The sequence below is a fragment of the Leptolyngbya sp. FACHB-261 genome (assembly GCF_014696065.1).
GTDB lineage: Bacteria > Cyanobacteriota > Cyanobacteriia > FACHB-261 > FACHB-261 > FACHB-261.
In genome coordinates this window covers 544,579-565,211 of record NZ_JACJPL010000031.1, presented here as the reverse complement: position 1 = coordinate 565,211, position 20,633 = coordinate 544,579, and the positions used below count along the sequence as shown (strand labels likewise).

Genomic DNA, 20,633 nt, shown 5'->3' with positions numbered 1-20,633 from the left:
ACCATCAGGTGAGAACCGGTTGCCGCTCAGGCCAGCGACCCACCGCCCGGCCCACGACTGCAATCTCGGGTACTAAGCTATCAAACCGCTCAGGCGTCAGTGATTGTGGCCCGTCGGATAGTGCTTTCTTAGGATTGGGGTGTACCTCAATCATCAGGGAGTCGGCACCTGCGGCAACGGAAGCTAGAGCCATTGCAGGTACGTACTCAGCTAAGCCCGTACCGTGACTAGGATCCACCATGATTGGGAGGTGAGTCAGCGTACGTAATACAGGCACTGCCGCGAGATCCAAAGTGTTGCGGCTGTACTGACGGTCGAAGGTTCGAATGCCCCGCTCACACAAGATGACATTGGGGTTACCCGCGGCCAGGACGTATTCTGCCGCCATCAACCAGTCTTCGATAGTGGCAGCCATGCCTCGCTTCAAGAGTACTGGCTTATCCTGAGCACCAACTTTCTTGAGCAATGAGAAGTTCTGCATGTTGCGGGCGCCGATTTGAATGATATCGGCAACCTCGGCAAGGCGGTCTAGATCCGCTGCATCCATCACTTCAGTAACAATGCCTAGCCCCGTAGCAGATCGTGCTGCTGCTAGTAACCCTAGAGCGCTCTCGCCATGGCCCTGGAAGGCGTAGGGCGAAGTCCGAGGTTTGTAAGCGCCGCCACGCAGAAGCTGCGCACCAGCAGCTTTCACGCGCCGCGCCGTCTCTACGATCATCTCTTCATTTTCGACTGAGCAGGGACCTGCCACTAACACCACTGGGTGATGTTCACCGAAGACGACGGGACCGTTAGGTGTTTGAACCACTACTTCGCTCGACTCACCATGACGGTACTCACGGCTAGCCCGCTTGAAAGGCTGTTCGACCCGCAGCACCGACTCGATCCAGGGGCTTATCTCCTGAATCTGAAAGGGGTCAAGGGCCGCGGTCTCACCGACTAGCCCAATCACCACCTTGTGCTTGCCGACAATCTTCTCGGGCGTCAATCCCCATCCCTTCAGATCCTCGCAAACGCGAGTCACTTCAGTTTCCGGCGAGCCCACTTTCATCACAACAATCATGCTCAGTCCCCTGCAACAATCAACTCTTCTGACCCTTCCAGGCCTCGGTCAAATAGCCAAAATTCTTCCGAAACTCGTCCCACCCGAGTTTGCTCCCTGGACGGCCTTCATCCCAGGATGCTGAAATCGCGCCATAGCTTAGGCCCAGAACACCTAAGCCGAGAAAAGCCATACTAAGCAACAGCACTACAGCATTGGGCACTGCTACACCGTTCTGAATTAACCCGTAACTGCCCAGGAACGTTGAGAAACCCAGCAGCGTTGGCACACCACAAAATGTCAAGACCCGGCGAACAATCCGATCGCTCACTGCCTTGGGCATGGTGCTATCGCCACGGGCCGGAGCGGAAGGGGGCACAGGAACAGTTTGCTTAGACTCAGAACGCTTCTTGCGAGATGTCCCTGGCTCGAAGGGGAGCCGGACTCGCTCTTGACCGGACTCAGGATCAGAGGTCATCTTTCTGCCGGTTTCTAGCCACGAATTCCCAGGCGAGTCAGTAGGGCCCGGTAACGTTCGGGATCGTTTTTGAGGACGTAGGCCAATAGGCGCTTGCGCTGACCAATCATCTTCAACAAACCTCGGCGAGAGGCAAAATCCTTACTGTGAGTTTTGAGGTGGGCGCTCAGCTTGTTGATCCGTTCGGTGAGAATCGCCACCTGAACGTCAGGAGAACCGGTATCCGTTTCGTGAATTTGGTAGTCCGAAATGAGTTCTTGCTTTCGCTCTTGCAGCAGGGTCATGGTTTCTGTTTCAGGTCTCGCAGCAGCTAACTATCCTATCACGGCACTCTACTGGCGCTGGCAAATCACAGATTGCCAAAGGCTCGCAGAAAACGGCTGACCGCCAGAATCATGGGGAAGCCGATGCCTGCTAAACCAAACCACCCCCCAACCTGACCGATCCAAACCAGAACTATGCGTGAACCTTCAAACTCGTCCTCTCTCGCCCTGGCAACGAAATCAGAGGCCACGCCGACTAGAAAAGCGCCCCCCAGACCCAACGGCAGACTCAGTAGAAACCAGCGCTGTAAATTATCACTGGGGATAATCTTCAGAACCGGCAGAACGACAAAAACCAAAAATTCCAGACTCACCCATGTGCTCAGGCTGGTCTTAAAATCTCGATTGGTCAAACCCTCAAACGAGAAACGCATAGATTTGCTTCCAATGCCTGCGTAAAGGATTCCGAAACTTAGGAGGCAGCTATTCGTAACTGAGCCTGCCAAGATTCTATCGATTCTGTCCCATCTGGCATACGATCAGCCTGAGCTAAAACCATTGACTTGAGCTCAGATTCAGTTATGCGTCTGCTGATCGGTAACGATGATGGAATTTTCGCTCCTGGAGTGCGAGCGTTAGCGAATGCCCTAGCACAAGCAGGACACACAATTACTGTTGTCTGCCCTGATCGAGAACGCTCGGCGACAGGGCATGCTCTGACCCTACACAAACCGCTGCGAGTTGAGAATATTTCCGAGATTTTCCATTCAGCAGTACAGGCTTGGGCTTGCTCTGGCACCCCCTCGGATTGCATCAAATTGGCCCTAGATGCTTTGCTATCTGAGCCGCCAGAGCTAGTTCTATCTGGTGTTAACCGAGGAGCTAATCTCGGTACAGATGTCCTCTACTCTGGCACTGTGTCAGCAGCGATGGAAGGGTTGCTAGAGGGCATTCCCAGTCTGGCCATCAGCCAGGTTAGTTACACCTCGCTTGATTTTGCCGTGTCTGCGCAGGTGTCCTGTGAACTAGTGGCTCAGATTGAACGCGCTCCATTGCCTCTGACATTACTCAATGTCAATGTGCCCCCTATTGCTTTTGCTGAGTTACAGGGCTTTGCACTCACTCGCCTAGGCGTTCGGCGCTACCAAGACATTTTTGAGAAGCGAGTCGATCCAAGAGGGCGTATCTATTACTGGCTGGCTGGGGAAGCTATTGAAGAGGAGGCTGAGCCCGATACTGATATTGGGGCTGTGCGAGCCAAACAAGTCAGTATCACGCCTCTACACCCCAACCTCACCAGTGAAGTTGGCCTGAAGGTAATGGAATCTTGGCATTTGAGTCTCAGCAATGGTTTCAACAGTGGTCTCAACAATTTGAAACAGAAATAGTTTGAAACATTTGAATGAGCAGTTGAATAAAACGTAAGCTCTGAGCGCTCTATTGCAATACAAGCTTGAAGTAATCGTTGAGGATAGGGCAGGTTCAGCAGATTAGTGCTAACAGAATAAAAGTAAAAAATCCGTAGACCCTCTATGGCAACCCGAATTGGCATTAACGGCTTTGGTCGGATTGGTCGTGCCCTGCTGCGTGCGATCCTCAAAGATCCGCAAAATGATCTTGAGGTAGTAGCAGTCAACGACTTGACCGATCCTGCAAATCTGGCTTATCTCCTGGAGTTCGATAGTGCTTATGGTCCTCTAGGGATTCCTGTTACCGCTGAGGATGGTCAAATTCGTGTTGGTGATCAGCTTGCATTCCAAGTTTTCGCCGAGCGCGATCCCGCCAGTCTTCCCTGGGGTAAGTTAGGCGTTGACATTGTCATTGAATCTACTGGCTTCTTCACTAACCGTGATGGAGCTGCCAAACATTTAGAAGCGGGTGCCAAGAAAGTCATCATCTCGGCTCCGGCTAAGGGACCAGACCTAACTCTGGTGCTGGGCGTCAACGAAGATCAGTACGATCCTGGCAAGCACCACATTGTCTCTAATGCGTCCTGCACCACCAATTGTCTAGCTCCAGTAGCGAAGGTGCTGCTCGATAACTTTGGTATCGAGACGGGCTTCCTCACGACCTGCCACGCTTTCACGGCTACTCAGGGATTGGTGGATAAACCAGATCCCAAAGATTTTCGTCGTGGCCGTGCTGCCTCAGTTTCCATCGTGCCTTCAACCACTGGCGCTGCTACTGCGGTAGCTGAGGTTTTGCCTGCCCTCAAGGGCAAGATGGATGGTTTAGCCCTACGGGTGCCTACTCTCACTGGCTCCGTTGTGGACTTCGTGGTCCGAACTGAGAAAGCAGTTAGCGTCGATGCCGTTAACCAAGCCTTCCATCAGGCTGCGGACTCTGAGCGCATGAAAGGAATCCTCGGCATCGCTCGCCCCGATATTGTCTCTAGCGATATTGTCGGCAATCCGTTGTCGTCCATCGTTGATACAGGCTCCACGATGAGCTTGGGCGAGTACACAATCAAAGTTCTCTCCTGGTATGACAACGAGTACGGCTATGCCTCACGGGTTAAGGATCTGACTCAACTGATTGCCCGCCGTTCTTTGGTGAACGCTTAGACCTGCAATAGCTTTCAGCAGCAACGGCTTTAATTAGCAGGTTTGATTAGCAGGGTTGGGGGCACTTGAATAGGAGCCCCCAACCTATCGCAAAGCTTTGTATCTTATAGGTTTGAATCCGAAGGGATGAGCGTGAGCAAATTGCGGTTCGACATCCCCACCATCATTAACAACTACGCTCAAGGCTATTTCCTAATGGCGGAGGGACCCCGTGACCGCCTGGGCTGGTATAGCAGCAGACAGCGAGCGCTCATCCCTTTAGACAAGGGCTTCCGCTATCCTCGCTCTCTCCAACGAGTTCTCAACCAAAACCGATTTTCAGTTGCCATAAATCAAGCTTTTGCTGACGTGGTTGAGGGTTGTGCGAATCGAGAAAGCACCTGGATCTCCCCAGAATTGAAGACCATTTATCACGCCCTATACGAAGCGGGGTGGGCTCACAGCTTTGAGACTTGGCAGGGAGACCAGCTTGCAGGTGGGATTCTGGGACTTGCCATTGGTGGCGCTTTCATCGGCGAATCAATGTTCTTCGCCATTCCTGAGGGTTCCAAAGTCGCGATGGTTAAACTTGTAGAACATCTGCGACAGCAGGGCTTTATCCTCTTTGACGCACAGATGAACAACCCCCACCTCGATCGTTTTGGGGCCTATACCATTTCTGATCAGGAGTACCAGCACTTGCTGCAACAGGCAGTCCGCAAAGCCTGTCATCTGTAACGAGATTCAGGGTAGCCGAGCTCCTCTCAACCTAAATACATCTCCGGAACTCTACATCTGTGCAACTCTTTGTCTGAAGCTTTGCAACCTTAAGGTCACTAGACCCTAAGTTCAGAGGCTATCTCGATGAGAGTTATTTTCGGCAGGGAAGATCTCTTGCGCTTGAAGGCGGATGAGTAGTTCACGCAGTTTCAATCGGGGAATGCTAGGCCAGCCTCCAGCATTCTCAATATCTCGGAGCAGACTGTATAGAGCCTGACGATTGCTGGGTAGCGCCTCTTGAAAGAACGTATCTCGAATCTCGTGATGCAGATTCTCAAGCAAGCGCAGCAGCGCCAGTAATTCTACAGCGTTGCCTTGGCACGACTGAGCGAGAGAGTGAACTTCAGAACTCAGCCTGTTCAGGTCTTCAGACAAGCCAGAAGGGGCATTAGACATATCGACATTGTATCGGTTGCCTCTTCCAAATCTGTGATCTCGCCATGATCTCCAGGTTTGAAAGAAGGGCAAATAAAGGCTACACAGCCCGTGTAAAATAAGGTCCGACCTAGCTGTGGTCGCCTGAAATCATCTGCTCTGTCGGCTCTATCTCAGTTCTGTTGAGAGGTTGTCATGAGGTATCGCGCTCTAATCACCGCCCTGATTGCTCTGTGTTTTGGCCTGTTGACTGCTTGCAGTGATGCTCCAACCAGTAGTGGTCCCCTAACCTACGACCAGATCAGAGGAACTGGTCTCGCTAACAACTGCCCTCAGCTTGAGGGCGTCAGCCGAGGCAACATTCCTATTGATTCTGGCAAGTCCTACCAAATCTCTGATTTGTGCCTCCAGCCCACCGAATTTTTCGTTAAGGAAGAACCGACCAATAAGCGGCAAGCTGCCCAATTCGTCCCTGGTAAATTACTGACCCGTTCAACCTCAACGATTGCCTATGTGAAAGGCAAGTTAGAGCCTACCCAAGCGGGTACTCTGCGCTTCGTTGAAGAAGATGGCCTTGATTACCAGCCGATCACAGTTCAATTACCTGGTGGTGAGCGCGTTGCTCTGCTATTTACGGTGAAGGGATTGGTGGCTGAAACGCAACCGGGTCTGTCTGCAATTAGCACCTCTACAGACTTTGAAGGCGATTTCAGAGTCAACACCTATCGTACTGCTAACTTTCTCGATCCCAAAGGCCGTGGTTTAACTGCTGGCTATGACAACGCGGTTGCCCTTCCTGCTCAGTCTGATCGGGAAGATTTGACAGAGAAGAATATCAAGCGTGAACTTACATTGCCTGGTCATCTGTCTCTTCAAGTCGCTCGTGTAGATAACTCCACAGGTGAAATCGCCGGTACCTTCGAGAGTGAGCAAACCTCGGACACTGATATGGGTGCAGAGGAACCTAGAGAAGTCAAAATCCGTGGGCTATTCTACGCTCGTGTGGACCCCTCTGAGGCCTAGAATCAACAGGTCTAATCTAGGGCTTTCAATAGCTTTCAATGCGTGCCTTCAGCACGTTAGGTGAGAGGAGCAAGTGCTCCTCTTTTTTGTTGTCAGCTCACTCTAACACCTAGCATTTTGGCCATATCTGACGGTCCGATCCTGAATACGGTTCTTAAAGGTCAGCGTATTGTGTGGAGGTGCTACTACAAAAATTTTCATGTTTCACCAACCAAAGACATTGATTCAGCCTACATCTGGCAGCAGCTTCAACCATCAGCATCATCACCCACCAAGGCCTGTGAACCTTTCAGTGAAAATGCCGTTGTTGCTCTGCGTGCAAGCTTTTAATCTATAGTTCAGAGTCAAAAGTTCTACACAAGCTGGCTGTACGAACTTCGTTTGATCAAGATGAGCAGTCCAATTGGTCAGTGCCTCAGCAGCAACAAAGGTTATTTGAAGGCGCACGGTTCGATTCTCAACATGGATATTAGGGACTCTGGCTCTTCATCAAATCTTTAATTACTCCTCAGGTTTCCATTATGCTGAGCGGACTTTTTCCGTGACACATTAAGTGAAACCTGAAGACTTACTCGATGCTCAGTTCTCTAACTCTGTAAAGTTCGTTATGCCTACACCTGTCTCTGCGGATTTAAAGAGCCAGAGCCTACAAATTTTGCAGGAGTATCGGCGCTATCCCACTGCCCAACTCCGCAACGAGCTAGTCCGACTCAACTTGGGTCTGGTACGTAAGGAAGCTCACCACTGGATTAATCAATGTACAGAGAGCTATGACGACCTCGTGCAAGTGGGCGCGCTTGGTCTAATTCGAGCCATCGAGAGATTTGACATGTCAAGGGGGCATGCCTTTAGTTCTTTCGCCATTCCCTACATTCGGGGCGAAATCCAGCATTATTTGCGAGATAAAAGCCCAACCGTACGTATTCCTCGCCGTTGGTTAGCTCTCCAGAGGCAGGCTAGCAAGACCGTACGAGAATTGCGTGGCCAGCTACACCGCCAGCCATCTGATGAAGAACTGGCAGCGGCTCTGGAAATCGAGCTATCCGAGTGGCAAGAAATCAAGCTAGCCTGCCAGAACCGCTCTCCCTTGAGTTTGGATGCCCCAGTTCGAGATGAGGAGGACAGCACAACCTCGCTGGGAGATATGGTTCCGGATGCTGGCTATCGCAGCTTTCAACTGGCCCAAGAAGACCGGATTCGTCTCCAACAAGCACTTGCTAGGCTCGAGCAACGCACCCGACAAGTTCTAGAATTCGTCTTTTTACAAGATCTGACACAGAAAGAAGCGGCAGAACGCTTGGGTATTAGTGCTGTCACCGTGTCTCGACGGGTGAAGCGAGGCTTGGAATCTCTGCAAGACTTGATGGACGTGACTGAAGACTAAGCTCCCCAAGCACGACAAAGCTTGAATAATCCTTCGAACAGGTTCTGGAGCAATCTATTGCGATGGTACTGTCGTTGAGCTAGTTGACGCGCTGCCATTAAGTTGATCTCCATCAATGTAGGATAGGCAGTGACGAGCTGCTCAAATGCGCCCACTGGAAGCCGATGGGCCATTGCCAAAGTAATCGGAGCGATTAGGTCACTGGCACTAGGGCCAACGATGTGAGCCCCGAGGATTTGACCATTGCTCCGAGTAATCAGTTTACAGAAACCCGTGGTTTCTGCTTGCGTTTGTGCTCGATCAACGTCTTTAAAATTTTGTTTGAGCACCCAAACATCTTTGCCATATCGACGATGAGCGGCGGGCTCGGTGAAGCCAACGCTAGCAAATTCAGGTGAGGTGAAGACTACTCTTGGAATAGAGCGGTAGTTAGATTTGCGATGCGGAAGGAATAAGGCATTGCGTAAGGCAATATTGGCTTCGTAAGTAGCCACATGAGTAGAACAGTAACCACCGATAACATCGCCGCAGGCATAGATGCGAGGATTACTGCTTCGGAGATATGCGTTTACCATAACGCCGTGCCGACCAACTCTTACACCGGCAGCCTCCAGACCCAAAGATGAAATATTGGGACAACGCCCAGTAGAAACTAAAATTTTGTCTGCATCAATTGGGCCAAAAGTTCGATGATTGGTGTAAACACGTTGCTTACCGTTCCATAGTTCAACCCGTACTGCCTGGGTTTGGCCAAGCACCCGAATGCCTTCGGCTTCGAGGCAAGCTTGCACTAAACGAGCTGCCTCTGGATCTTCTCGGTCCAGCACGTGGAGACCAGCAGCCAGTATAGTGACCTGAGAACCCAGTCGGGCAAAAGCTTGACCTAATTCGACTCCCGTGGATCCTCCTCCAAGAATAGTGAGGGTCTCAGGTGCTTCTGTTAGTCCAAAAACTCGCTCATTAGTTAAATAATCAATAGCGTCTAAGCCCTCAATTTCAGGCCGACTAGAACTAGAACCCGTGGCAATAACAAAAGCACGAGCTTGCAATTGTCGTCCGTTAACAGCAAAGGTGCGGCGATCAATAAACTGACCACTGCCCAAAATTACATCTACACCTAGCCTAGCAAGAGACTCTAAAGAGTTTGCCTCAGTAATTGTCTCAATTACGCCTTGTATACGGCGACTAATTTCAGGAAATTTGACGCTAGTATTGTCAACAGCAATACCAAAATCAACAGCGCTACGCACTGTCCAGGCAACATGGCCAGCTTGAGCCAACACTCCGCTAGAAATACAGTTTCTATAGAGGTGGTTGCCGATCTGAGCTTTCTCAACCAGGGCGACACGAGCTTTGAGTAAAGCTGCTTCCCGAGCCGCTGTCAAGCCTGCAGAACCACCTCCAATGACGACAAGATCATAATCTACGGGCATGGCACGCTCCTTCCTAGGTCCGCTTAGAATAGCGGTTGAGGTAGTCTTGCTTCAACCAAGATTTTGGTGATTTGTGCCAATGCCGCTGCTTGGTGGTCTTGTCAATTCAATAATATCGGTCCAAGATGCTAGAAGTCAGAACCAAGTTCCTAATGGAGTGAAACCTTCTGAGTTCTACCCAAGGACAAGAGACTGTATCGGGAAACTCTCAGCAAGTAAGAGATGAGATAGTCAAAAAACCAACTTAATCCGCTGCTAAATACTTAGCCAGTATGTGATTGATTGGCGAAAAACCTCTTGCCGGTCAGGCCTTTACCCAAATAAATATGGGAAATTTATCTTAAATTTACACTTATCTCAATAGTGAGAAGTTTTGAAAAAGCTCTGATAATGAGCTGTTCTGACTAGTTCTGCAGGTTCTAGAGTTTCAGGTACAGTTTCAAAGGCCTATTTAAGCCATTTAATTCTTGATGTATTCGCTGCTACTAGCTTGTGTCTCGTGGCGCACTTACTTACTGCCCAATTTGCACAGTTCTCAGCTTATCTACGGCCTTGATCTAGCATATCGGAGCAATCTCAGAACTTAGTATGGCTGATGAAGAAACTATAGCCAGTTCCCCGAGCGTCTCAGGCACTAATGTTATCTCCAGTTGCCCTTTATCTTCCTGTTAATCAAAACCTGCAAGCTCTACATGTAGAAGATCATCTAATTCCACAACCTAGAGTGTAACTTTCATGATTACCTCGCTGCCCTCGGTGTTGTCGCCACATTTGATGGCTCTACGGCCACGCCAGTGGACGAAAAACCTGATCGTCTTTGCAGCGCCATTGTTTGCCTCACGGTTCACCGTGCAGGACTCTTTGGCTGCTGCCTTAGCCTTCGCGCTGTTCTGCTGCGCTTCTAGCAGTTTTTACCTTCTCAATGACATTGCTGATATTGACTCTGACCGACGGCATCCGGTCAAGTGTAAGCGTCCAATTGCCGCTGGCTTAGTCAGTATTCCTGTTGCGCTTGGCATGGCAGGGTTGCTCTTGGGAGGCTCATTGCTGATCTCTTGGAGGCATTCGGTAGCGCTGGGCGGAATTGTGACAGGCTACGCGTTACTTCAGGTCGCCTATAACTTGCGTTTGAAGCGCACGGTCATCCTAGACATCACAGCCATTGCGACGGGTTTCGTATTGCGGGCTTATGGGGGAGCGGCAGCTGACCGCATCGTGCTTTCCCCCTGGTTTCTGCTATGTACAGGCATGCTGGCTTTGTTCTTGGGGGTTGAAAAGCGTAAAGCTGAGCTTCGCCTGTTGGAAACTCGCGGCGGTCGAACTCGTTCTGTTCTAAAGCGCTACTCTCTGCCTTTATTGAATCGGATGGAGAATGTAGTTACAACTGGAGCGATCATGACCTACGCTATCTGGAGCTCCGGCCCTCAGGTGCAGGGTGCATCAACGCCCTGGATGATGCTCACTTTGCCCTTTGTACTATACGGCGTTTTTCGTTACCAACTTCTCAGCGATCCTCAAGAGATTGCTCGGAAGACTGATGAATTGGGCCATGAAACAGGCGGACAAAGTGAACGTCCAGAAGAGATTTTGTTACAGGACTTACCGATATTGCTCACGGTTGTGGGTTGGGTCTCTACCAGCTTTGTCATTCTATCTCTGAAGAGCCAGGGACTAATTTAGTGGGTTTTCATAGGCGAATTGTTGCTGTTGCCAAAATTGACCTTGATGAGTTGTATGCTTGCGGAATTCGAGGCGTAATTCTAGATCTAGACAATACTGTCGTTTCTGAGGATGACTGTTACCTATCTCCCGGTGCAGAACTTTGGATTCAGCAGGCCAAGCTTCAGGGTCTTAAGTTTTTCATTCTCTCGAATGGTAAGCGGAGAGCTCGCTTACAATCTTGGTCCTACCGGCTTGACATTGCAGCCTTAGGGCGAGCAAGAAAGCCATCTCCATTAGCATTCCGCAAAGCATTCGCTCAACTTCAACTCAAACCCCGCCAAACAGTTGTGATTGGCGATAGCCTCCATACAGATGTGGTAGGAGCAATGCTTTCAGGTTGCTCTAGTATTCAAGTTGCCAGTTTGCCCCACCCAGCGCGTTGGTGGGAAAAGTTGCTGGGCCGATGGATTCATTATCCTTACCCTTCAGAACTTGAACTTTGGCCTCTAGATTCATCCGGTTGATGCTGATTTTACTGCAAATCTTTGTATTAAGTCTCTCTTCTGAAGGCGGGGAAGGATCGTTCCGATGTGGCTTAGCCTACAAAGAAAAAGTATAGAAAAGTTTTTGAAACACCACCGCCTTCTGATCGCTGGTGTTGTAGTGGTAGCACTATTATCCCGTTTGATGTTTGTCGGTTTACTTCATCATCCGAGGCACGGAGATCGAGCTTTCTATTACACTGTTGCTGAGAATTTGGTAGACGGTCGTGGCTTTGAGGTGGATTACATCTGGAATTATTTAAGTAATCCCGAAAGACTTCCCCATAGCAGTAATGACTTCTGGATGCCAATGACAGCTGTTATTATCAGTTTATCAATGTTTGTGTTTGGCAAGTCTCTGCCAGCAGCTTTACTCCCTTCGAGTCGGGATACTCCGTAGGCAACGGCCTTTTATAGGAGCCTTCTCAGCGACAATAGGGATTGGTTTTGCGCTCTCAATCTCTCTTTTTGGACTGACAAATCACCTCGATTATCTCAACGTATTATCGTTTATTTCTAAACACGGTGAGACTTTTCATCCTAATCAGTCGATTAATGGCTTACTCAATCGCTCGCTGTTAGATGGTAGTGTTCTGAAGTTTACCAAGGATGCCTTGCCACCCTTTAACCTGTGGGTGTACGTCGGCACCCTGTTAAGTTCTCTGGCTTTGGTTTTGCCCTACGCCACCAAAGCGAGCTGAACAAGGAGACATCATTGACTTTGCAATTGTGGGCCTTGCATCAACAATCTCCTCTCCGATTGCCTGGCAACACCACTACGGCATCCTTTTGGCGCTCTATGCCTTTCTCTTGCCCTACCTATGGCGCCGCCCTTTGTTTGGTAAGCTGACTATTCCCTATCTGGGGTTGAGCTGCTTTTTATCTAGCAACTATTTTGCTTTCTTGAAAAGAGCCGTCACCTCACCCTTCAACCTGGTTTTATCCTACTTACTATTGGCGGCCCTGATGGTGTTAGTTTGTCTCTACGCCCTGAGGAGAGCTGAGGCTCGGCCCAAGCGAGAAACCTTTGAGGTAGGCTAATCTCTGACATTTCGACTTCTAGAGCATCAAACGCACCATGCCAACTCAGATTTTTTTTGGTTTACTCATTCTGATCACAGTTGTTTTGAATACCCTTGCTCAAACTTTGTTGAAGCTAGGTTCAGGGCAGAATCCCTTAAACTTTTATTTATTGGGTGGTCTCGCAGCCTACGGCTTGAGTACTATCTTTTACGTTTTGGTTTTAGGTAAGTTCAATCTATCGGTGGCTTACCCGGTGGTTATTGGTCTAACAGTGGCCGCAACGGCGATATCAGGGGCAGTGATCTTGAAGGAAAAAATTCCAACAGAACAGTGGGTAGGAATTGGTTTAATGCTCAGCGGTATTGCAGCCATTGCCTTTGCTAAACATCCCTAAGCTTTCGCAACTCACTGTTTGAATGAATTTGCTTTCATGACTACTCAGTCACTTCTCAAGATTCTACAATTTCCAGATCTGGACGGACTTGAACCTCAATTTGTCGCAAAATACGGAGGCTTTCCTCTGGACCATCAATTTGCTTGCTTGCATCCAGCCAGAACACATGAATTCCTAGCTCTGACAAAAATTGAATATATTCCCCTAAGGGAGGTCGATCGAAAACTCCGGCCTTCAAAACGCTGTAGCCTTGCTCTAGCCAAGGTCCCAACGTAAAACGTTCATAGTATAGAATTTGACCGATTAGCTCTTGGATACTCTCAGCCATGTCCTGGTAATAGAGCAGTTTGACCTCGGCCAATAGGACTTGAGGCGGAGCAACAGCTAGAAAATCGAAGAATTTACTGTCTTCACGCACCTCGAGACCTGCTAAACGAAACCAACGGCGGAACTGCTGCAGCAACTCATTGTGCTCTGGTGTACGTTCTAGTTGACGACGACGGCGGCGTTCTGCTGTGAGTGGATCAGGACGAGCAGAGCTAGGCAAACCGCTGGCACTGAAACTTGGCGGCTCATCAGGGTCAATAACAACCCGTCCTCCGGTTGGTAGGCTCAAACTGGTCATCGAACCGTGACTATAGGGACGGAAAGCTAGCTCAGCCAAATCTTCGTCTGAATCCGCCTGGATCGAGAGCAGACGCCGGTTGAGCGGCGACGCTTGATCTAGATCGAACACGGCTTCAAACAGCTCTGATGGTAGAGCTAATACCTGCTGCAGATGTTCTGGACTGACTGCCGTTTCACTATGTGGATTCAGAATCTCGCTGCCGAAGTAGAGGACTACAAGCAGGGGATACACCGGCAAGCGTTGCTCACGGGGCACGAGCATGTGCCACATCGCCTCTGACCACTCAGATTGGAATACTGCAGCCTTGGGCGAGCGTCCAATCACCTGCAACAGTTTGGGGTAACCGCTCTGCCAACCACAGGGGTTGTCATCAAAGCCACAGCGCTGTCGGCCCTGATCCACGGCTAAGGGATAGCGCCCATCATAAAGACGAAAAGGGCAGAGGTCCCGGTCCCCGTTAAGAAAGGTTGAGTCTTCCCACAAATGTGGGGACACAGCATGGCAACCAACCCCTGCTTGGCTGTTGCAAGCCTTGAACCAGCGCTGCTCATGCCCCCCTTTAGCCAGGCTCCCTTCAGGTTGAGGAGTGAGAGGTTGAATATAACCATCATCCCCCTGATTGAACAAGGGCCAGATTAAGGCTGCTCCATCTGCAGCAGTTGGCAACTGAGGATGACGCTTGGCATAGAAGGGATCACAAATTAGTTGGCCGAGCTCGTGTAGAGGGACCCCCTGCGCTGAGCCAATCTTAGGCAGTTGATCGGTTGCTTGAATTGCCAGCGCAATCTCAACTGCAGTAGGTTTCAGGGCTACTCCAGCTAATCGCCGGTAGCGGTACAGCAAACGGGAAGCCGCAGCAAACAGAGCATAGCGCTGAACCGGGATCAGAGGCATGAAGGCGCCAAGAAGGTGACGGCAGCAAGAGCAGAAACCCGTCTGACCTCACTGCTCAGTGTACTGTGGCTTCGAGACAGAGACAGGCTACTGAGACAGTCTAGGTTTGTCTTGCTGAGATTTATCAGGGTATTGTTACTTAGCACAGCAACCGAGCAACGGTAGGATTTAAAAGAAATATTTCCTAACTTCAGCAAGGGGCAGAAACTTTGACCCAGACTATCCAGCTACCGGTCACCCGTCAGTCTGCTGCTAAAGCAACAATCCAACCTCATGGTGGGGTACTGATCAACCGCCTAGCGACTGCTGAGCAGCGGGCTGAGTTCCTGAGCCAAGCTGAGCACTTACCGCGAGTGCGATTAGACGAGCGGGCGCTCTCAGACCTGGAAATGATCGCCATTGGTGGCTTCAGCCCCTTAAACGGATTCATGGGGCAGGCAGACTATGAGCGAGTCGTTTTAGAGATGCATTTGGCAAATGGTCTGGCTTGGTCCATCCCAATCACCTTATCGGTTGGCGAGGAGGTTGCGGATCGTTTAAGCATCGGCAGCCTAGTTCGGTTAGACGCTCCTGACGGCAGATTTGCAGGCGTGTTGGAGCTGACCGAAAAGTATGCCTATAACAAGCTGCATGAGGCAGTGCATGTCTACCGCACTAATGAAGAGCGTCACCCAGGCGTGAAAGTGGTATATGAGCAGGGACCGATCAATTTGGCCGGTCCGGTCTGGTTGCTAGAGCGCAAAGCTCACCCTCAATTCCCGACCTATCAAATCGATCCAGTAGAGTCGCGTTGCCTCTTTCAAGAAAAAGGCTGGCGCACTGTAGTCGGATTCCAAACCCGTAACCCCATTCATCGCGCTCATGAGTACATCCAGAAATGTGCTTTGGAAATTGTGGATGGGCTATTTCTACATCCATTGGTTGGGGCAACCAAAAGTGATGACATTCCAGCTGATGTGCGCATGCGCTGCTACGAAATTATGCTGGAGCATTACTACCCGCAGGACCGCGTCATTCTAGCCATTAACCCTTCAGCTATGCGCTACGCAGGCCCACGGGAGGCAATTTTTCATGCCTTGATTCGGAAGAATTACGGCTGTACCCATTTCATTGTGGGACGGGATCATGCAGGCGTAGGCGATTATTACGGTACCTACGATGCTCAACATATTTTCGATGAGTTTGAACCTGGGGAACTGGGCATTATGCCCTTGATGTTTGAACATGCGTTTTACTGCAAACGCACAAACGGTATGGCAACTACTAAGACAAGCCCTAGTACACCTGAGGAGCGCATCCATTTATCGGGGACCAAAGTTCGAGAGATGCTACGACGCGGCGAGCTGCCCCCGCCTGAATTCTCTCGCCCTGAAGTTGCGGCAGAACTAGCCCGAGTCATGCACAAGCAAGCGATTGAAGAGGTCACTAAAGCAGCCGATCTGTACGAGATTTGATCTGCTTTTACTTCGGTTGTTGTACCCAGCTTCTGAGGCCAAGCTTTTGAGCAAGCGAGGTCACTAAGTCCAACATGCAATAGTACGCTCAACCCAGTTGCCGGTTTCAACAAGCCGCGTAGCTGGGTTGTTTGTAGCAACGAGTAATAGCAGAAACTTGTTGAACAGAGCTAGGTAGTAATGCGAAGTGCAAGCGCTTCTGTCTTTGGGCTTAGCTTGAAGACTTATGTCCGCAGGCGGTTACAAGAACAACAACCGGTGCGACACGATCAAAGATAGCTTTCAAAAGATTTAATTATGACCGAGAACACCCCAAACAAGCCCTCCGTTAAGGAGCACGTTACGGCTGAACTCAGCCGGGTCAAAGAGGTCGGTCAGCTGCGCTCGGATCGGGTGCGTGAGATTGTACGCGACGCGGTTGCTCAGGTAACTGACGAACTAAAAGCTGGCACTATCGATGTGCGTAGCATCGTTAGAGATGCAGTGAGCGCTGCTGTGTCTACTCTACGCACAGAAACTAGCGACTTCAAAGAAACGGCCATTGCCACAATTGAAGGGGCCATTGAAGGCATCAGCAAATCCCGTCGACAAACGCTGGAAGCCTCTCAGCAGGAAATGCGTCAGCTCCAAGCCCGCTTGGAAACTGAAGAAAACCAGCTGGTCAACAGCGTTCAAGATGGTCTTGAAGGTGCCAAAGATTCAGCTATTGAACTACCAGCTGAGGTCAGAGAGCGGATTGATTCAGCGCTAGAGGCGCTCCAGGACACCGAAGAGGTTGCCCTACTCAGGAAACGTTACGCCCAGCTCCAGGGACAGATTTCCCTAGTGCGAGCCAATCTAGCAGCCCGAGTGGAGACTGCTCCAGACCGGGTTAAGGCCTATCTAGAGGACGCAAGTCACTGGTACAAGCAGGCCCGCGACCAAGCGGCTGAGCATCCCCCTGAAGAGAAAATCGCAGCTCTCGAGGGCAGAATTGGTGAGGCTGGTGCTGCTGCTGCTCGCAGAGAGGGGCAGATTCGCAAAATGCTAGCCGAGCTCCTGGAAAAAGCGGCTGATGCCGTGCGCGAACGCCGTTAACTTCACCACTAGCCCACTGCTCGCTACAATGGTGCAGCTCCCACAGCCTGTTTTCTCATCTTGAGATGCGGGCTGTCTCTTGCGTCTAATAGTTCCATGAGTCCTCAGAAAAACAGCCACGCGTCCTTTTCAATGGACGATTTTGCCCGCGCCCTCTCCCAGCACGACTATGACTTTCAGGCAGGACAGGTAGTGCCCGGTAAGGTTTTCAGTGTCGAGAACAGTGGTGCGTTCGTGGATATTGGCGGTAAGTCTCTAGCCTTTTTGCCCCTCAACGAGGTCGCTCTGCACCCTCCTGACCAGACTTCAGAGGTTCTAAGCCCTGGAGAAGAACATCAGTTTTTTATCCTGCGGGGTCAGGATGCCGATGGGCAGGTCACCTTGTCACTGCGCCGCATCGCACTGCTGCGGGCTTGGGAGCGGATTGCTGAACTTAACGAAGCCAAGCAGATCGTAGAAGGTCGAGTCACGGGCACCAACAAAGGTGGTGTCACGGTTGAGGTGGAGGGGTTGCGCGGCTTTGTGCCTCGTTCTCACCTGGTAGAGCGCAGCAACTTGAATGCCTTGGTCGGCAAAACGCTGATGCTGAGCTTTCTAGAGGTGGATCAGGAGCAGGACAAGCTGGTGCTCTCCAATCGGCAGGCTGCGAGTGTGGCTGGTGCTGGCTCACTCTCACCAGGCGAGCTGATAGAAGGTCGAGTTACAGGCATTCGACCATTCGGCGCCTTTGTTGAGTTTGGCAGTGGTAGTGGCTTACTGCACATTCGAGCGATTAGTGCTCAATTTGTGCAGTCTATTGAATCTGTTTTCAAGGTTGGACAGACGCTCAAGGCTGTGGTGACCGAAGTCGATGTGGCACGAGGGCGTGTTTCTCTGTCTACCCGGGTGCTGGAAAACTATCCCGGTGAGATGCTGGAGAACCCTGAGCAAGTGATGGCTGAGGCCGACAAGCGGGTGGGCCGAGCACAGCCAAATCAGGCGGAATGAGCAGGATGCGTGGCTGGATCTGCTGGAGCGTGGTGAGTTTGGTAGCCTGCGCCCGTCCGGTAGTCACTAGTGCCCCTTCTCCCACCGTGCCCTTGCCCTCGACTGTCACCCCCAGCGCTAGTCCGAGCCTGGCCCCCACGCCTAGCGCTGTTGCCCCTACCCCCACTTCCTCTCTGTCTAGGTCTAGCTCTGTTCAATTGAAAAAGGAAGTCGTCGAACCCAGTTTGGCTCGGCTGCAGGGTCAACTGTCTTATCCCAGTGAATATATTCCCAACGGTGTGATCCGGGCTGAGAACCGCTTCACCAATCAGGTCTTTAAAGTCCCCTTTGAGTTCGAGGGCAACGGGGCACACCGTTTTCAGTTGCAGGTGCCGCCGGGATCTTACTCTGTAGTTTTCTGTGGCGATGACCAATTGCCGGTAGAGGCACTCAAAGATCTCCCACCTGAGCAAGCAGAGGCTAACGTTGAGGTGAAAGCAGGTCAGGCCATTGATCTAGGCACCTTAGTTCCCTATAACTGGCCTGAATGCCGGTGATAGTCTCAGGGTAGACGGGCTAAACCTGGTTACTCCGGTATGATGCAGAGCGTTGCCTGCTTTCTGCCGTACGCTGCGCATGAGCCCTCACTCTCAAATTGAAGTTTTTCCTGACAAAGCTGACCTGATCTATCGAGCGGTAGAGGTGGTGCTGACCGAAGCCCACAAAGCGCTCTCCCACCGGGACCGCTTTACCATTGCCTTAGCTGGCGGCAGCACCCCTGAGCCTCTGTATCAGGCTTTAGCGAAGCAAGAGCTGCCGTGGGACAAAGTCCACGTGTTTTGGGGCGATGAGCGCTATGTGCCAGCCACTGATCCTCAAAGCAATGAGGGTATGGCTCGTCGGGCCTGGCTGAACCACGTACCGATCCCAGCTAGCAACATTCACTCCATACCAACCAGTGCAGCTGATCCATCTGAGGCTGCGCAGCAACACGAGCAAGAGTTACAGAGCTTTTTCGGCACCCCTTCCGGCGAGTTTCCAGCCCTAGATCTGATCTTGCTTGGTATCGGTGATGACGGTCACACGGCATCTCTATTTCCAGGGACACCGGCTCTTGATGTCACTGACCGACTAGTGACAGTGGGCAGCAAAGATGGTCAGCCCCGCATCACCTTCACCCATCCATTGATTAATCAGGCGCGATTGGTGTTGTTTTTGGTGACTGGCGCTAGCAAACTGCCAGCACTGAAAGCGATCCTGTCTTCTAAAGAGGATGCTCGCCAATACCCTGCTCGCCTGATTCAGCCAACAGGCTCTCTCGTTTGGCTGTTGGATGAGGCGGCGGGCTCAGGTCTTAATCTAGGGTAGAACTGGAGTAGTTGCCTCTCCTCTAGACGCCTCTATGAGCGTGAATCTGCGCCTGTCCCTCAGCGATGCCAACCTGGACCGCAACCAGGCCAGCAGTCAACGCCAACTTGCGATTTATGTCTCCGCAGGGGCCGAACGCGGTAAGTTGTCTCGGACTGCACCCCTCAATTTGTGCCTGCTACTCGACCACAGTGGCTCGATGGCCGGTCAACCCTTAGAAACTGTGAAACAGGCAGCAGGGCAACTGATCGACCAATTAGCGCCTCAAGATCGAATCTCAGTGGTCGCCTTCGATCATCAAGCGGAAGTGCTAGTGCCCAATCAGTCAGTGCAGGATCCATCCACCGTACGAGCTCGCATCCAGAAGCTTCGCTCGGCAGGTGGCACCTGCATCGACTGTGGTATCAAAGCTGCGCTGGAGCAATTGGCTCAGGGCAAGCAGGGGACGATCTCTCAAGCCTTCGTGCTGACCGATGGCGAAAACGAGCACGGGGACAACGATCGCTGTGTGAAGCTAGCCCGCTTGGCCACTGAATACAACTTCACGTTGCACACCTTGGGCTTCGGCGACAGTTGGAATCAAGATGTCCTAGAGTCCATTGCCGACGCTGGTGGTGGGGCAATGGCTTATATTCGGGAACCAGACCAGGCAGTTCTGGAGTTTGAACGGCTGTTTCAGCGCATTCAGGATGTCGGCCTAACTAATGCCTACCTGGTGTTGCGCCTAGGCGCTGGCGTCCGTCTGGCGGAACTAAAACCTGTAGCTCAGGTCGCGCCGGATGTAATCGAACTGCCAGTGCAAGCCGAGGGCAATTTCCTGTCGGTACGTTTGGGCGATTTGATGACGGACACCGAGCGCGTAGTCCTCATCAACCTTTACATCACCCAACCCGCAATGGTTACAGCCGCTACTTGGCCTGTTGCTCAGGTGCAAGTGCGCTATGACAACCCTGCTACTCAGCAACTGAGCGTGTTAACTGATCCCGTGTCTGCTGAGGTTCAGTTTGTTGCCGATTTCCGGCCCAATACTGATCCCACACTAGCCCCGCACATCATGGCTTTGGCAAAATACCGACAGACCCAAATGGCCGAAGCTAAGCTTCAGCAAGGAGACACCTCCGGAGCTGCAACCCTGCTTCAGGCAGCAGCCAAAACAGCTTTGCAAATGGGCGATCAAGGCGCTGCAACCGTGCTTCAGAATAGTGCCACCCGACTGCAAAGCGGCGAAGCATTATCGGAGTCTGAACGAAAGCAGACCCGAATTGTGTCAAAAACGGTCCTTCAGCCTCCCAGCTAAGGCTTTA

23 protein-coding genes are annotated in these 20,633 nt (G+C 51.3%); 16 read left to right on the top strand and 7 right to left on the bottom strand.

Annotated features, from left to right (window positions below):
• Positions 1-4: 4 nt before the first annotated feature.
• From aroF to H6F94_RS27700, 4 genes are all read right to left on the bottom strand, one after another.
• Positions 5-1,063 (bottom strand): 3-deoxy-7-phosphoheptulonate synthase, encoded by a 1,059-nt coding sequence (gene aroF, locus H6F94_RS27715; RefSeq protein WP_190805491.1) that lies wholly within the window; start codon positions 1,061-1,063, stop codon positions 5-7.
• 19 nt (positions 1,064-1,082) lie between these two features.
• On the bottom strand, positions 1,083-1,520 hold the full coding sequence (locus tag H6F94_RS27710; RefSeq protein WP_190805490.1) for a PAM68 family protein: 438 nt from the start codon (positions 1,518-1,520) through the stop codon (positions 1,083-1,085).
• Positions 1,521-1,534: 14 nt separating this feature from the next.
• Complete coding sequence (gene rpsO / locus H6F94_RS27705; RefSeq protein ID WP_190805489.1) at positions 1,535-1,804, bottom strand: 30S ribosomal protein S15; 270 nt, start codon at positions 1,802-1,804, stop codon at positions 1,535-1,537.
• A 65-nt stretch (positions 1,805-1,869) separates the two neighbouring features.
• Positions 1,870-2,217, bottom strand: a complete 348-nt coding sequence (locus H6F94_RS27700) for a hypothetical protein (RefSeq protein WP_190805488.1) — start codon at positions 2,215-2,217, stop codon at positions 1,870-1,872.
• Positions 2,218-2,364: 147 nt separating this feature from the next.
• On the opposite strand from H6F94_RS27700, the gene surE reads away from it, so the two are divergent.
• The 3 genes from surE to aat all read left to right on the top strand — a co-directional run bounded on the left by surE (position 2,365) and on the right by aat (position 5,064).
• Positions 2,365-3,171 carry a 5'/3'-nucleotidase SurE gene (gene surE, locus H6F94_RS27695; protein ID WP_190805487.1) on the top strand — a complete coding sequence of 269 codons (807 nt, stop codon included), beginning with the start codon at positions 2,365-2,367 and terminating at the stop codon, positions 3,169-3,171.
• Positions 3,172-3,315: 144 nt separating this feature from the next.
• Positions 3,316-4,347, top strand: a complete 1,032-nt coding sequence (gene gap / locus H6F94_RS27690) for a type I glyceraldehyde-3-phosphate dehydrogenase (RefSeq protein ID WP_190805486.1) — start codon at positions 3,316-3,318, stop codon at positions 4,345-4,347.
• 126 nt (positions 4,348-4,473) lie between these two features.
• Entirely contained in the window at positions 4,474-5,064 is a 591-nt protein-coding gene (gene aat / locus H6F94_RS27685; protein ID WP_190805485.1) for a leucyl/phenylalanyl-tRNA--protein transferase, read from the top strand.
• 111 nt (positions 5,065-5,175) lie between these two features.
• Here the strand turns inward: aat and H6F94_RS27680 are convergent, their stop codons facing one another.
• Entirely contained in the window at positions 5,176-5,502 is a 327-nt protein-coding gene (locus tag H6F94_RS27680) for a hypothetical protein (protein ID WP_190805484.1), read from the bottom strand.
• A gap of 174 nt (positions 5,503-5,676) precedes the next feature.
• On the opposite strand from H6F94_RS27680, the gene H6F94_RS27675 reads away from it, so the two are divergent.
• Together H6F94_RS27675 and H6F94_RS27670 are read left to right on the top strand one after the other, a co-directional pair.
• The gene (locus H6F94_RS27675; protein WP_190805483.1) at positions 5,677-6,504 is read left to right on the top strand and encodes a photosystem II manganese-stabilizing polypeptide; all 828 of its coding nucleotides are present in this window, start codon (positions 5,677-5,679) and stop codon (positions 6,502-6,504) included.
• A 607-nt stretch (positions 6,505-7,111) separates the two neighbouring features.
• A complete protein-coding gene (locus tag H6F94_RS27670) occupies positions 7,112-7,888 on the top strand; it encodes an RNA polymerase sigma factor SigF (RefSeq protein ID WP_190805482.1) in 777 nt (258 codons plus the stop codon).
• On the opposite strand, the gene H6F94_RS27665 is transcribed toward H6F94_RS27670, so the two are convergent.
• The gene (locus H6F94_RS27665; protein WP_190805481.1) at positions 7,885-9,321 is read right to left on the bottom strand and encodes a dihydrolipoyl dehydrogenase family protein; all 1,437 of its coding nucleotides are present in this window, start codon (positions 9,319-9,321) and stop codon (positions 7,885-7,887) included. The two genes, H6F94_RS27670 and H6F94_RS27665, sit on opposite strands and share 4 nt — an antisense overlap.
• Before the next feature lie 735 nt (positions 9,322-10,056).
• Between H6F94_RS27665 and H6F94_RS27660 the strand changes: the two genes are divergently transcribed.
• The 5 genes from H6F94_RS27660 to H6F94_RS27640 all read left to right on the top strand — a co-directional run bounded on the left by H6F94_RS27660 (position 10,057) and on the right by H6F94_RS27640 (position 12,942).
• On the top strand, positions 10,057-11,001 hold the full coding sequence (locus H6F94_RS27660; RefSeq protein WP_190805480.1) for a decaprenyl-phosphate phosphoribosyltransferase: 945 nt from the start codon (positions 10,057-10,059) through the stop codon (positions 10,999-11,001).
• Positions 11,001-11,507 (top strand): YqeG family HAD IIIA-type phosphatase, encoded by a 507-nt coding sequence (locus H6F94_RS27655; protein WP_313949389.1) that lies wholly within the window; start codon positions 11,001-11,003, stop codon positions 11,505-11,507. Before H6F94_RS27660 ends, H6F94_RS27655 begins: the two co-directional genes overlap by 1 nt.
• A 64-nt stretch (positions 11,508-11,571) precedes the next feature.
• Complete coding sequence (locus H6F94_RS27650; RefSeq protein WP_190805478.1) at positions 11,572-11,925, top strand: hypothetical protein; 354 nt, start codon at positions 11,572-11,574, stop codon at positions 11,923-11,925.
• A gap of 329 nt (positions 11,926-12,254) precedes the next feature.
• The gene (locus H6F94_RS27645) at positions 12,255-12,566 is read left to right on the top strand and encodes a hypothetical protein (RefSeq protein WP_190805477.1); all 312 of its coding nucleotides are present in this window, start codon (positions 12,255-12,257) and stop codon (positions 12,564-12,566) included.
• A 37-nt stretch (positions 12,567-12,603) separates the two neighbouring features.
• Positions 12,604-12,942, top strand: coding sequence for an SMR family transporter (locus H6F94_RS27640; protein WP_190805476.1), 339 nt, complete (start codon positions 12,604-12,606; stop codon positions 12,940-12,942).
• Positions 12,943-12,997: 55 nt separating this feature from the next.
• Here the strand turns inward: H6F94_RS27640 and H6F94_RS27635 are convergent, their stop codons facing one another.
• Complete coding sequence (locus tag H6F94_RS27635) at positions 12,998-14,464, bottom strand: hypothetical protein (protein WP_190805475.1); 1,467 nt, start codon at positions 14,462-14,464, stop codon at positions 12,998-13,000.
• Positions 14,465-14,673: 209 nt separating this feature from the next.
• Between H6F94_RS27635 and sat the strand changes: the two genes are divergently transcribed.
• The 6 genes from sat to H6F94_RS27605 all read left to right on the top strand — a co-directional run bounded on the left by sat (position 14,674) and on the right by H6F94_RS27605 (position 20,626).
• Complete coding sequence (sat, locus tag H6F94_RS27630) at positions 14,674-15,918, top strand: sulfate adenylyltransferase (RefSeq protein ID WP_199320685.1); 1,245 nt, start codon at positions 14,674-14,676, stop codon at positions 15,916-15,918.
• Between the two features lie 297 nt (positions 15,919-16,215).
• Positions 16,216-16,995 (top strand): histidine kinase, encoded by a 780-nt coding sequence (locus H6F94_RS27625; RefSeq protein ID WP_190805474.1) that lies wholly within the window; start codon positions 16,216-16,218, stop codon positions 16,993-16,995.
• 96 nt (positions 16,996-17,091) lie between these two features.
• Positions 17,092-17,982: a S1 RNA-binding domain-containing protein gene (locus H6F94_RS27620; protein ID WP_190805473.1), complete on the top strand. Its 891-nt coding sequence runs from the start codon at positions 17,092-17,094 to the stop codon at positions 17,980-17,982.
• 5 nt (positions 17,983-17,987) lie between these two features.
• A complete protein-coding gene (locus tag H6F94_RS27615) occupies positions 17,988-18,518 on the top strand; it encodes a hypothetical protein (RefSeq protein WP_190805472.1) in 531 nt (176 codons plus the stop codon).
• Between the two features lie 79 nt (positions 18,519-18,597).
• Complete coding sequence (gene pgl / locus H6F94_RS27610; protein WP_190805471.1) at positions 18,598-19,329, top strand: 6-phosphogluconolactonase; 732 nt, start codon at positions 18,598-18,600, stop codon at positions 19,327-19,329.
• Between the two features lie 34 nt (positions 19,330-19,363).
• Positions 19,364-20,626: a vWA domain-containing protein gene (locus H6F94_RS27605; protein ID WP_190805470.1), complete on the top strand. Its 1,263-nt coding sequence runs from the start codon at positions 19,364-19,366 to the stop codon at positions 20,624-20,626.
• Positions 20,627-20,633: the final 7 nt, after the last annotated feature.